The organism is Micromonospora sp. NBC_00860, assembly GCF_045207375.1.
In the GTDB taxonomy this organism is placed as follows: domain Bacteria; phylum Actinomycetota; class Actinomycetes; order Mycobacteriales; family Micromonosporaceae; genus Micromonospora; species Micromonospora vinacea.
In genome coordinates this window covers 2,366,061-2,378,233 of record NZ_CP108825.1, presented here as the reverse complement: position 1 = coordinate 2,378,233, position 12,173 = coordinate 2,366,061, and the positions used below count along the sequence as shown (strand labels likewise).

The 12,173-nt window shown below is 71.8% G+C and carries 11 protein-coding genes and 1 riboswitch; of the genes, 8 read left to right on the top strand and 3 right to left on the bottom strand.

The window, feature by feature from the left end:
• Positions 1-277: 277 nt before the first annotated feature.
• Positions 278-407: riboswitch (cobalamin riboswitch) on the bottom strand.
• A gap of 341 nt (positions 408-748) precedes the next feature.
• Complete coding sequence (locus OH804_RS10745) at positions 749-1,465, top strand: MBL fold metallo-hydrolase (RefSeq protein ID WP_196923230.1); 717 nt, start codon at positions 749-751, stop codon at positions 1,463-1,465.
• Positions 1,466-1,476: 11 nt separating this feature from the next.
• Here OH804_RS10745 and OH804_RS10740 read toward each other — a convergent pair whose 3' ends face one another.
• On the bottom strand, positions 1,477-1,812 hold the full coding sequence (locus OH804_RS10740) for a hypothetical protein (protein ID WP_196926555.1): 336 nt from the start codon (positions 1,810-1,812) through the stop codon (positions 1,477-1,479).
• A 127-nt stretch (positions 1,813-1,939) separates the two neighbouring features.
• On the opposite strand from OH804_RS10740, the gene OH804_RS10735 reads away from it, so the two are divergent.
• The 5 genes from OH804_RS10735 to ileS all read left to right on the top strand — a co-directional run bounded on the left by OH804_RS10735 (position 1,940) and on the right by ileS (position 7,942).
• On the top strand, positions 1,940-2,524 hold the full coding sequence (locus tag OH804_RS10735; RefSeq protein WP_406064742.1) for an RNA polymerase sigma factor: 585 nt from the start codon (positions 1,940-1,942) through the stop codon (positions 2,522-2,524).
• Positions 2,517-3,236 (top strand): hypothetical protein, encoded by a 720-nt coding sequence (locus OH804_RS10730; protein WP_406064740.1) that lies wholly within the window; start codon positions 2,517-2,519, stop codon positions 3,234-3,236. The genes OH804_RS10735 and OH804_RS10730 overlap by 8 nt, the downstream gene beginning before the upstream one ends.
• Before the next feature lie 104 nt (positions 3,237-3,340).
• On the top strand, positions 3,341-3,820 hold the full coding sequence (locus OH804_RS10725; protein WP_406064738.1) for a hypothetical protein: 480 nt from the start codon (positions 3,341-3,343) through the stop codon (positions 3,818-3,820).
• A 31-nt stretch (positions 3,821-3,851) separates the two neighbouring features.
• Entirely contained in the window at positions 3,852-4,517 is a 666-nt protein-coding gene (locus OH804_RS10720) for a hypothetical protein (RefSeq protein ID WP_406064736.1), read from the top strand.
• A 278-nt stretch (positions 4,518-4,795) separates the two neighbouring features.
• Positions 4,796-7,942 (top strand): isoleucine--tRNA ligase, encoded by a 3,147-nt coding sequence (ileS, locus tag OH804_RS10715; RefSeq protein ID WP_406064734.1) that lies wholly within the window; start codon positions 4,796-4,798, stop codon positions 7,940-7,942.
• Positions 7,943-7,960: 18 nt separating this feature from the next.
• On the opposite strand, the gene OH804_RS10710 is transcribed toward ileS, so the two are convergent.
• Positions 7,961-8,857, bottom strand: a complete 897-nt coding sequence (locus OH804_RS10710) for an aldo/keto reductase (RefSeq protein WP_406064732.1) — start codon at positions 8,855-8,857, stop codon at positions 7,961-7,963.
• Positions 8,858-8,930: 73 nt separating this feature from the next.
• Positions 8,931-10,193, bottom strand: coding sequence for an MFS transporter (locus OH804_RS10705; RefSeq protein ID WP_406064730.1), 1,263 nt, complete (start codon positions 10,191-10,193; stop codon positions 8,931-8,933).
• A 160-nt stretch (positions 10,194-10,353) separates the two neighbouring features.
• On the opposite strand from OH804_RS10705, the gene OH804_RS10700 reads away from it, so the two are divergent.
• Complete coding sequence (locus tag OH804_RS10700) at positions 10,354-11,343, top strand: LacI family DNA-binding transcriptional regulator (protein ID WP_406064728.1); 990 nt, start codon at positions 10,354-10,356, stop codon at positions 11,341-11,343.
• Between the two features lie 91 nt (positions 11,344-11,434).
• Positions 11,435-12,163, top strand: a complete 729-nt coding sequence (locus OH804_RS10695; protein ID WP_406064726.1) for an alpha/beta hydrolase — start codon at positions 11,435-11,437, stop codon at positions 12,161-12,163.
• The last annotated feature ends 10 nt before the right edge of the window (positions 12,164-12,173 follow it).

Genomic DNA, 12,173 nt, shown 5'->3' with positions numbered 1-12,173 from the left:
ATGGGTACGGCGTCAGCCGGTACGACGGCCCCGGCGAACGGCGCATCGACGCGGGCGTCGGGGCCGGTCAGCGGCGGGCGCTCGGCTCAGCGGTACCGGAAGCCAGCGGCCTGGCGCACGCCGCAGCGGCCGGCCCGAGGCGTGCGGGCGCGACCGGTTCCGGGCGCGGTGCGGCGCCCTGCACACAGGTCATGACGATGCTCGTCGATGAATGAGACGCCGTGCGTCATCGGGTCCTCCTCGGGTGTCCACGCCCTGGGGTACGTCCCGACGGCCGAAGTATCCTGGCTTCCGGATCGACGCTCTCCCCCGGCCTTCCAACCGCAGACACACGGCCGTGACTCACGAGGGGGGATCGCTCCCCGGTGACAGTGGCGGGACCGCGTCGGATTCACACCGACTTCCTTCACTGCCGTCAGGCCGCGAATGCTGCCACACCGCCGCGCCGCCGGTCAACGCCGGTCCGGCTCGACCAGGCGCACGGAACTCATCGAGATTCAGCGATTGGTGCGAGCGCGAGTCCGCGCGCCGCAATGCCCCAGATCAATGCTCGACATCCTTTGCTCTGCTTACCTATGTGCACCACACACGGAGCGTCACCGGTGCGTATAGGTAAGCAGAGCAAAGGGAGGTTGCACCTACCCTGGCCTGCGCCGATCGTCCGGCGGCGTGTTGCCGGCCGACACCCTCACATAGGATCGGCGATTGCCACACCAGTGCCCGTGATCAATCTCGGAGGTCGATCACCATGGTCGCCCCGCAGTTCCACCACCTCGCCGGTCGGGTCTGGCTCTGTCCGGGCGATCCGGACCCGGAGGCGGTCCAGGCCGGCGTCGCCGTCGTCGCCGACGAACGCGGCAGTGTGATGATCGACGCCGGGCAGAGCCCCGCGCACGCCGGCGACATCCAGGCCGCGCTGGCCGCCGCCGGGCTACCGGAGCCGCGCTGGCTGGTCTACACCCACCATCACTGGGACCACGTGTGGGGCGCCTGCGCCTGGCCCGGGGTGGAGATCGTCGGGCACGAGACGGCCGTGTCGCTGCTGCGCGCCGAGGCCACCCGGCCGTGGAGCCACCACTACCTGCAGGAGCAGGTACGCGCCGATCCCCGCCTCCGCCCGAGCTTTCGGGCACGCGCGCGCGCCATGGCGTCCTGGGAGGGCTTCGCCATCCTGCCGCCGACCCGGACCTTCACCGACGTGGACGAGCTGCCGGTCGGGGTCCGGCTACGCCACGTCGGCGGGGGGCACGCGCCGGATTCGACAGTGGTGCTGGTGCCCGACTCGGGGGTCATGCTTCTGGGCGACTGCTTCTACCCGCCGCCGGCACATCTGCGCCGGCCGGAGGACGGCCTCGATCTCGACCTGGTCCGGCGGCTGCTGGACGACACCTACCACTGGTACGTCTCCAGTCACGCCGAGCCGATGACGCTCGAGCAGGCCCGCTCAGCCGTCGAGGCTGCCTGAGCGGACGAGCCTCAGCGGGCGTGGCGTTCCGGGTGGGCGCGGCTCCAGGTCCGCATCCGTTCCGGGTAGCCGGTGCGCGCCGCCTCGTAGAGCGGCACCGCGTGCTTACGGGCGATGGTCCCGGCCGCGCGGGGCGTTCCGGTACGACGACGGATCCACTCGCCGTCGTGGGCGATCGCCACCACCGTGGTGTCCGTCGCGGTCGTCTCCGGTTCGAGGTAGAACTCCACCCCGCGCCGGGTGGCCACGAACGCCTCCAGCGCCGCGAGGTCGTCGCGGGTCGCCTCCCGGTCCAGCTTCGTCGGGGTCGCCTCGGCACCCCGTGACCGCCGATTGAACCAGCTCATGCCCCACCCCTCTCCTCGACGCCCCTCCAGTGCAGCACCGATTCCTGGCAATACGCTGCACGCCGGATGGGAGACAGCTGACCTGCCCCGAAAAGTCCTGTGGAACCCGCGGCGGGTGAGCGGTGTCATGACAGTGATCCGAACGGAGGTCTCTCCCCTGGACGACCAGGCGCTCGTCACCCGCGCTCGGGCAGGTGACCTGGAGGCGTACAACCTCCTGGTCGCCCGGCACACCGCGTCCGCGTACCGGACGGCGGTGCTGCTCGGCGCGGGCTCGGACTCCGAGGACGTCATCCAGGAGGCGTTCGTGAAGGCGTACCGGAAGTTGTCCCGTTTTCGCGGCGACGCGTCCTTCCGATCGTGGCTGCTCACGATCGTCGCCAACGAAACCCGCAACCTGCACCGCTCCCGGGGCCGGCGGGACGGGCTCGTCCTGCGGGCGGCGGCAGCGGACCCGGCGTCCGAGATCGTCGAGGACGACGCGGTCGGCGCGGTCCTCGCCGGAGAGCGCCGGGCGTCGCTGGTGCAGGCGCTGCGGCAACTGCCGGTACGGGACCGCGAGGTGATCGTCTGCCGGTACTTCCTCGATCTCACCGAGGAGGAGACGGTGGCGGCTCTGGGCTGGCCCCGGGGCACTGTGAAGTCGCGTACCTCCCGGGCGTTGGCGAAGCTTCGCAGCCTGCTCGACCGTGAGGAGATCCGGCATGGGTGACCTCGAACGGGAACTGCGTGACCTCTCCGCCTGGCTGGACACCCCCGATCCGCCCGACGTGACCGCCCGCGTCCGCGTACGACTCAGCACGCCCGCGCCCCGGCGGCGCCGGTGGCGGTCGCTCGCCGCGGTGGCGCTCGTCACCCTGCTGGTGGCGCTGTTGCCACCGACGCGGGCCGCGATCGCCGACGTCGTCACAGGGCTGCTGCGTTTCGCCGGGGTCAGCATCGCCACCTCACCCACCCCGATGCCGCCCGCCGGCACCGCGTCACCGTTGCCCGGGCAGCGGACCGTCGCCCTTGACGAGGCCCAACGGGCGGTGCGGTTCCCGATCCGCCTGCCGGCGAGGCTCGGCCCGCCCGAGCAGGTGCTGGTCGCCGACCCGGACGCCACGGGCCGGTACCGGGTGGCGACGCTGCTCTACGACGGAGGCGCGTTGCGCGTCGACGCGTTCGACGGTCACCTCGACCTGGCCTTCCACAAGGAGGTCACCCCACCAGGCGCGAACTGGGTCCAGGTCAACGACCACTTCGCCGTCTGGGTCGACGGCCCACACGCCCTGTCCTACGTGGACCGGGCGGGCGAGATCCGCAGGGAGACCGCCCGGTTGGCCGCCTCGACCCTGATCTGGCAGGACGACGACGTGAGCTACCGGCTGGAGGGCACCCTCACCAAGGCCGAGGCGATCGAGATCGCGCGCTCACTGGGCTAGGAACCTGGCGGGCGCGGGCGGTGTCGGAAGGGTGCGACGAGTCGTCGACGCGTACCGGAAGGGGCGAGATGGGTTCCTGGCGCAGGTTGATGTTGGCATCCTCGATGATCGTGCTGGCGGGGTGCACGCCCACGACCGGCAGCGCCTCGCCGGCGGCGGGTACGGCCACCACGGCCACCACGGCGAGCACCGCGACCGCCTGCGCGGCGCGGGTCGAGACGGGGTCCCTGCCCGACTGGGCGGACGCCGGGTTCAGTGGGGACGCGCGGGTTCCGCACGTCTTCGGCGCGAAGGGTGACATCGTGGCGGTGCTGTTCGCCCATCCCCTGCGCCAGGTTCGCACTGACGGGTCGAACAACAAGATCCTCTGGGTGGCCCGCGCCGCCACTACCTCGCCCGACCCGACGGCGCCGGCGACCCTGGTGATCACCGCGAGGCTGGACGGCACCGACACCCGGGTGACCCGGGAGGTCGCCGGCGGCCCCGGCCCGTCGATCATCGACCTGCCCGAGGCCGGTTGCTGGCGCCTCGACCTGCGCTGGTCCGGGCACACCGACACGATGGACCTGGTCTACGCCCCCTGAGCCGGCGCCCCGGCTGTCTAGACTGCCTGGCGTGCTGGAGGACGAGCGGGTGGCGGCGGCCCGCAACAACGCCGAATGGTGCGACATCGTCTGCGGCAGCCATGGACTGGCCGGCCGTACCGACGCCGCCGCCTGGTCGGTCCCCCACCGTTCGCCACGGTGGTACCCGGACGCTGTCACAGTGCGGCCGGGCGTCGACGCCGAGGCCCTGCTGGCCCGGATCGACGTGGGTCCCGGCGCGTCGGTGAAGGACAGCTTCGCCGACGTCGACCTGTCCGGGTACGGGTTTCGGGTGCTCTTCGACGCCCAGTGGATCCACCGGCCGGCGTCGGCCCCGCCGCCCGTCCCGCCGCTCACCCCGGTCAGCACACCCGACGAGTTGGCGGCCTGGGCGGCGGCGCACGGCGGTGGGGAGCTGTTCCGCCCCGCGCTCCTGACCGACCCCCGGGTACGGATCCTCGCCCGCCACGACGACCGGGGTGTGCTCACCGGTGGAGCGGTGCTCAGCGGCTGCGGCCCGTACGGCGTCTCCAACCTGTTCACCCGCACCGACGACTCCCGGGACATCTGGCGGGCGGTGTGTGCCACAGTGCCCGACGCGCCGCTGGTCGGCTATGAAACCACCACGGACCTGCCGTCGGCGCTCTCCGCTGGCTTCACCGCCACCGGCCTTCTCCGCGTCTGGTTGCACGCCTAGTATTCCGGCCACTGGCTCTGCGCGCGGACAGCTATGCTGGGCGGCATCGGCACCGATCCGGCCATCACCGGGGAGCCTCCGGAAGAACGGGCGGTTCGCCGCCCCAGTAGAACCGGACGTAGCGGCACGTCACGTCGCGAAAGTGAGCGGCGCCTGCACCGTCGAGGCGCAAGCGGGGTGGTACCGCGGAGTCCTGGCCATACGCCCGGCGCTTCGTCCCCGCATGGGCAGTGAGCTGATGCCCGTGCGAGCGGATGTGAAGTGTAGGGAGAACGTCGGTGCCGGACGGTCCATCGAAGTCGCCATTCGTGCCACTGCCCACCAAGATCGACCTCGGTGGGATCGACCGTGCGGTCATCGAGTGGTGGCAGACCAACAACGTCTTCAACCGGAGTCTGGAGCAGACGGCCGACGGTCCGCCGTGGGTGTTCTACGAGGGGCCGCCGACCGCCAACGGCACGCCGGGCACCCACCACATCGAGGCGAGGGTCTTCAAGGACCTCTTTCCCCGATACCGGACGATGCGGGGCTTCTCGGTGCCGCGCCGCGCCGGGTGGGACTGCCACGGCCTGCCGGTTGAGCTCGCTGTGGAGAAGGAACTGGGGCTGAGTGGCAAGCCCGACATCGAGAAACTGGGCGTCGCGGAGTTCAACGCCCGGTGCCGCACCTCGGTGCTGCGGCACGTGGACGAGTTCGTCCAGCTCAGCGAACGTATGGGGTACTGGATCGACCTGGAGCACCCGTACCAGACCATGTCCGCAGAATACGTGGACAGCGTCTGGTGGTCACTGAAGCAGATCCACGACGGCGGGCGCCTGGTGGAGGACTTCCGAGTCGCGCCGTACTGCACCCGCGACGGCACGACCCTGTCCGACCACGAGGTGGCGCAGGGGTACGAGACCGTCACCGACCCCTCCGTGTACGTGCGGTTTCCGGTGCGCGGGGAGGTAGGCGGACACAGCGGTGTCGACCTGCTGATCTGGACCACCACCCCGTGGACCCTGGTGTCCAACACCGCAGTCGCCGTACACCCCACCGTGACGTACGCCCTCGCCCGCACCGAGCAGGGCACGTTCGTCGTCGCCGAACCGCTGACCCAGCGGGTCCTCGGCGACGAGGCGGAGATCCTGGCGACCGTACCGGGGTCGGCCCTCGAGGGTTTGCGGTACGAGCGGCCGTTCGACCTGGTGGACATCCCGGACGCGCACCGGGTGGTCCTCGCGGAGTACGTCACGACCGAGGACGGCACCGGCCTGGTGCACCAGGCGCCGGCCTTCGGCGCGGACGACCTCGCCGTCTGCCGCGCCTACGGATTGCCGCTGGTCAACCCGGTCGCCCCGAACGGGCGGTTCAACGACGGCATCGACCTGGTCGGTGGGGTGTTCTTCAAGGACGCCGACGCGTTGCTCATCGACCGTCTCCGGAAGTCCGGCCGGTTGTTCCGGCACGAGCCGTTCGAGCACCCCTACCCGCACTGCTGGCGGTGCCACACCCCGCTGATGTACTACGCGCAGCCGTCCTGGTACATCCGGACGACCGAGGTCCGCGACGAGCTGACGCGGGAGAACGAGAACACCAACTGGTTCCCGGAGCACATCAAACACGGCCGCTACGGCGACTGGCTGAAGAACAACATCGACTGGGCGGTGTCCCGCTCCCGGTACTGGGGCACCCCGCTGCCGCTGTGGCGATGCCCGGACAACCACGTGACAGCTGTCGGTTCCCGTGCGGAGCTCGGAGTGCTGGCCGGCGCCGACCTGTCCGAGCTGGATCCGCACCGCCCGTACGTCGACGAGATCACCGTCGCCTGCCCGGACTGCGGCCAGGTCGCCACCCGGGTCCCCGAGGTGATCGACGCCTGGTACGACTCGGGAGCGATGCCGTTCGCGTCGGTGGGCTACCCCCACGTGCCGGGTAGCAGGGAGATCTTCGAGCGCACCTACCCGGCCCAGTACATCTGTGAGGCGATCGATCAGACGCGGGGGTGGTTCTACACGCTGATGGCGGTGGGCACCCTGGTCTTCGACCGGTCCCCGTACGAGAACGTCGTCTGCCTCGGGCACATCCTGGCGGAGGACGGCCGCAAGATGAGCAAACACCTGGGCAACATCCTGCTGCCGATCCCGTTGATGGACACCCACGGCGCCGACGCGGTGCGCTGGTTCATGGCGTGCTCCGGCTCACCGTGGTCGCCGCGCCGGGTCGGGCCCGGCCCACTCGACGAGATCGTCCGCAAGGTGTTGATGACCTACTGGAACACCGCGGCGTTCTTCTCCCTCTACGCGGCGAACTCGACGTGGGCGCCGCATCTGGCGCAGCCGGTCGCCCAGCGACCGGTGTTGGACCGGTGGATCGTCGGCGAGGTCCACGCCCTCGCCGCCGCCGTTGACGAACGGATGCAGAACTACGACACGGCGCGCGCCGGCCGACTGCTCGCCGACTTCATCGACGACCTGTCGAACTGGTACGTACGGCGGTCGCGGCAGCGTTTCTGGGAGGGCGACCCCGACGCCCTCACCACCCTGTACGAGTGCCTCGACATCCTCACTCGGCTACTGGCGCCGTTCATTCCCTTCGTCACGGAGGAGGTGTGGCAGCAGGTCGTCCGGCGCGGTGCCGAGTCGGCTCCGGAGTCGGTGCACCTGGCGACCTGGCCGACACCCGACACCACACTGATCAGCACTGAGTTGTCGGCCCAGGTGGCCACGGCGCGGGCGTTGGCTGAGGCGGGGCGGTCCGCGCGTAAGGCGAGCAGTCTGCGGATCCGTCAGCCGTTGAGCCGGGCGCTCGTGGGGCTGCCGGCCGGCACGGTTCTCCCGCAGGCGTTGCTGGACGACATCGGCGACGAGTTGAACGTGAAGGTCCTCCAGCCGCTCGATCCGCAGAGCGGGATCATCGACGTGCAGGTCAAGGCGAACTTCCGGACCCTGGGCCGCCGGTTCGGCAACCGCACCCAGCACGTCGCGAAGGCGATCGCCGCCGTGGCCCCCGGGGCTCTGGTCGACGGCCTCCGGGCGAACGGGACGTACGCACTGTCGGTCGACGGTGAGCAGGTCGAGGTGGGCCTGGACGACATCCTGATCACGGAGGTGCCGCGCAGCGGTTGGGTAGTGGAGTCCCAGCGCGGCGTGACGATCGCGTTGGACACCGAGATCACCCCCGAACTGGCAGCCGAGGGCGTCGCACGCGACGTCGTACGGATCATCCAGCAGGCCCGCCGCGACGCCGACTTCGAGGTCTCCGACCGGATCACGGTGTCGATCGCCGCCTCCGCTGACGTCGCGGCGGCGATCTCCACGCATCAGAAGCTCATCGCGCACGAGACCCTCGCGCTCCAGTTGACGGTTGCGGACGCGTTGTCGGAGGGGTTCTCCGGCACGGTGGGCGACGGTCAGGAGATTGTGGTGCACGTCGTGCGGGCCTGAGCGGTGGCGGGTGGACGATCAGTGCAGACGGGTCAGGTCTTCCGGGGTCAGGCGTAGGCCTCCAGCGGCGATGTTCTGCGCCAGGTGCTCCGGGTCCGAGGTGCCGGGGATGGCGAGCACGTGGGGGCCCTGGTGCAGGGTCCAGGCGAGGCGTACCTGCTGCGGGGTGACGCCGTGCGCGCGGGCGACCGCCTCCACGGCCTCGCCCTGGGCGGTGCTCGCGCCCGTCTCCCGTCCGGTGCCGGCCAGCGCGAAGAACGGCACGTAGGCGATGCCCCGCTCACCGCAGAGCCGGACGAGCGCGTCCTGCTCCCGGTAGGCGTCCACCCCGTAGTTGTTCTGTACGCAGACCACCGGCGCGATGCCCGCCACCTCGTCCAGCTGCTCCGGCCGGACGTTGGAGAGCCCGAGGTGCCGGATCAGCCCGGCGGCCCGCAGCTCGGCGAGCGCACCGAACCGGTCGGCCACCGGCACCGCGCCCGGCCCCCGGCCGAGGCGCAGGTTCACCACGTCGAGCTGGTCGCGGCCGAGCCGGCGGAGGTTCTCCTCCACCTGGGCCCGCAACTGCGCCGGGGTGAAGGCCTCGGTGAAGCCCGCCTCCGGGTCGTACCCGAAGCCGATCTTGGTGGCGATCACCAGGTCCTCCGGGTACGGGGCGAGCGCCGCGCGGATCAGCTCGGTGGCGTAGCGGGCCGGGCCGGTGCCGACGCGCAGGGTGCCGCCGGGTGAGACGTAGAACGCGGCCGTGTCGATGTGGTTGACGCCCAACTCCACGGCGCGGCGCAGCAGGGCCACTGCCTGGTCACTGTCGGGGTTGGCGGTGATCCGCATCGAGCCGAAGCCCATCCGGTGCACGGTGCGGTCGCCCAGGGTCCAGCTACCCGCTGCGGCGGCGGTGATCTCGTCGGTTGGCATCGGGCGACCGTAACCAGCACGGGCGCGCGGCGCAGTCGGCCGCGCACCCGATACCGCCCGGCGGCGAAATGGGTTAGTTTTTATCTACCGACGGAGCAGTTTCAGCGGGGTGCGGCGGGCGCAGCACCGGCACCAGCAGCAGGGTCGGCAGCAGCAGCAGCGGCACCGCCAGCAGCGCGCGCAGGGTGCCGACCTCATCGCCGATCAGCCCCAGCAACGGCGGGCCACCGAGGAACGCGGTGTAGCCGATCACCGCGACCACGCTCACCCGCACCGCCGCGTGCGCCTCGTCGTCGGCCGCCGCGCTCATCCCGACCGGGAAACCCAGCGACGCGCCGAGGCCCCACAGTGCGACGCCGATGATGGCCACCGGCCCGGAGCCCGCCAGCACGGCCAGGCCGGCGCCGACCACGGCGAGACCGATGGTGCCGCTGAGCACCGGGACTCGACCCCACCGGTCCAGCGCGATGGTGCCGGCGGTGCGCCCGACGGTCATGCCCACCACGAAGACGGCGAAGACCGCCGCGCCGGCAGCCTCGCTGAGGTTCCGTCCGTCGATGAACGCGACGGCCAGCCAGTCGTTGGCGGCACCCTCGGTGAACGCCGCCACCAGCACGAACAGCCCGATCAGCAGGGTGCGCGGCTCCCGCCAGGCGGCGAGTTGCGCCCGGCGACGGGCGGCCGGGGTGGCGTCCGCCGGGTCGCCGGTGTGATCGCTGCCCACGGGCAGGAACGTCCGGGCGGCGAGCGTGGTGCCGGTCAACACGACCACCGCCACCGCGACGAGGTGCGCGCCAACGGACACGTCGAACCGGGCCGCCCCGGCGCCGAGCGCCGCTCCGGCCACCGAACCGAGGCTCCATCCGGCGTGGAAACGGGGCATGATCGTACGCCCGAGCCGCCGTTCCACCGCCGCGCCCTCGACGTTCATCGCCACGTCGCAGGCGCCGGAGCCGTAGCCGAGGGCGACCAACCCCAGGGCGACGATGGCGAACGACCCGGTCATCGTGGCGCCCAGCCCCGCCACGGTCAGGCCGACCGCGACCACCACGGTGGCCATGGTGACGGTGCGGGCCGCACCGAATCGCTGGGCGAGCAGGCCGGAGGTGGGCATGGCGAGCAGCGCGCCGACGCTCATCGCCAGCAGCAGCAACCCGAGTCGGCCGGCGGAGAGGTCCAACGCCTCACGGACCGCCGGGACGCGGGAGAACCAGCTGCCGACGGCCAGCCCGTTGAGGGTGAAGGTGACAGCGACGCCGTTGCGGGCGAGCCGCACCGCCCGCACTGTCGGCGATGCGGTGTCCGGGGCTACGGGTCGACTGGTGGGGGCGCTCACGGGGGTGGGTCCTCTTTCTCGGGGTGATCTGCTGGCACGATCGCACACCTGAGAGCGCTACCACCGCAACCGGCAACCGCCCCTTACCGCTGTTGGTGCGGCCGGGGCATGATGTGAGCAGGCGTTGGTCCGACCGGACGGGCCGCCGCAGGAGGCGACGATGACGACAGCGGCACACCGAGCGGCCACCCTCGAGGACGTGGCCCGGGTCGCCGGGGTGTCCCGGTCCACGGCGTCGCGGGTGATCGCCGGCACCGGGTTCGCCTCGCCGGCCGCCCGGAAACAGGTCACGGCAGCCGTCGACCAGCTCGGCTACGTGCCCAATCCGGCCGCCCGGGCGCTGGTCCGCGGCGTCGGCGTACGCCTTGTCGTGGCCGTCCAGGGGACCAGCGCCGCGGTGCTGGACGACCCGTACGTGCACCAGGTGGTCGGCTCGGCCGCCCGGGTGTGCACGCCCGCCGGTGTCGGGGTGGCGCTGCACTGGCTGCCGTTCGGCGACCCCCGCAGCCTCGACCAACTCGACGGCGATCGCAGCGTGTGCGGGGTGATCCTGGTCAACACGACCGAGGATCTGCTGGAGGCGGTGCCCCCGTCACTACGCGGTCGGGTGGTCTCGATCGGCGTCGGCTCGGCGACGGTGCCATCGTTCGACGTCGACAACGCCGCCGGCTCCGAAGCGGTGCTGCGCCACCTGTACGCCTCGGGTCGCCGCCGGATCGCCATGGTGACCGGCCCCCGGTGGCTGCCCTGCGCACAACGCCCGGTGCAGACGTACCGCCGGCTCATGGCCGAGGCCGGTCTACCGGAGCGGATACTGCCCGGGGATTTCAGGGCGGCGCGCGGCCGGACGGCGGCCGGCGAGGCGCTGCGCCGCTGGCCGGACATCGACGCGATCTACGCGATCAGCGACGACACCGCGCTCGGTGTGATCGCGGGCCTGCGGGACGCCGGCGCGCGGGTGCCCGGCGACGTCGCGGTGGCCGGCTTCGACGACATTCCGCTGGCCGGGATGACCGCACCGGCGCTGACCACGGCGAGTCATCCGGTGGGGCGGATCGCCGTCGCTGCGGCCTCCGCTCTGCTGGACGGTCGCCCGGCGGCACCGGTGACCCTCTTCCCCTCCGCTCTGGTGGCGCGGGCCAGCGCCTGAATCGACGCCCAGCTGGGCACGCCGACGGTTAACCCCGCACCGGCCGGGTAACCGCGTCGGACCTTTCGTCCACAGCGAGGAGCGCCGACCCGTGTCCGACTCCGCGCCGTCGCACTGGGACCCGGCGCCGAGCCCCCGGGACGGCCGGTTGACCGCCCGCCGCCACCCGCCGGTGGCGCCGGGCCGCACCGGGCTGGTGCCGATGACCGGCCCCGCCGGGGACCGGCTGGCCCTGGGGTACGCCCCGGAGCCGGCGAGCGACGGTTCGGCGTACCGGTTGGTGGTGCTCCTGCACGGTGCGGGCGGTTCGGCGCGACAGGGGCTGGACCTGCTGTTGCCGGTCGCGGACGCGCAGCACCTGCTGCTGGTCGCCCCGGATTCGTCGGCGGCCAGTTGGGACCTGATCGCCGGCGGCTTCGGGGCGGACGTGGGACGCATCGACGGGCTGTTGGCGACCGTCTTCGACACCTATCCGGTGTCCGACGTGACGGTCGGTGGCTTCTCCGACGGCGCCTCGTACGCGCTGTCGCTGGGCCTGGCGAACGGGGATCTGGTCGACGCGGTGCTGGCCTTCTCCCCCGGTTTCGCCGCGCCACCGGTCACCCACGGCCAGCCACGGATCTTCATCTCGCACGGCGTCGACGACCGGGTGCTGCCCATCGACGTGTGCAGCCGCCGCCTCGTCCCCCGCCTGCACGACCTCGGCTACGACGTGACCTACCAGGAGTTCCCCGGCGGCCACGACATTCCCACCCCGATCCGTGATTCCGCCATCGCCTGGCTCACCGCCCATCCCCCACGGGCAGCGGACCACCCCTGAGCGGTGCGGA

What these genes read in the sequence shown, in the direction of transcription:
- OH804_RS10745 (WP_196923230.1), top strand. Translation starts at nt 749, where the DNA reads ATGGTCGCCCCGCAGTTCCACCACCTCGCCGGTCGGGTCTGGCTCTGT.
- OH804_RS10740 (WP_196926555.1), bottom strand. Translation starts at nt 1,812, where the DNA reads ATGAGCTGGTTCAATCGGCGGTCACGGGGTGCCGAGGCGACCCCGACG.
- OH804_RS10735 (WP_406064742.1), top strand. Translation starts at nt 1,940, where the DNA reads ATGACAGTGATCCGAACGGAGGTCTCTCCCCTGGACGACCAGGCGCTC.
- OH804_RS10730 (WP_406064740.1), top strand. Translation starts at nt 2,517, where the DNA reads ATGGGTGACCTCGAACGGGAACTGCGTGACCTCTCCGCCTGGCTGGAC.
- OH804_RS10725 (WP_406064738.1), top strand. Translation starts at nt 3,341, where the DNA reads ATGATCGTGCTGGCGGGGTGCACGCCCACGACCGGCAGCGCCTCGCCG.
- OH804_RS10710 (WP_406064732.1), bottom strand. Translation starts at nt 8,857, where the DNA reads ATGCCAACCGACGAGATCACCGCCGCCGCAGCGGGTAGCTGGACCCTG.
- OH804_RS10700 (WP_406064728.1), top strand. Translation starts at nt 10,354, where the DNA reads ATGACGACAGCGGCACACCGAGCGGCCACCCTCGAGGACGTGGCCCGG.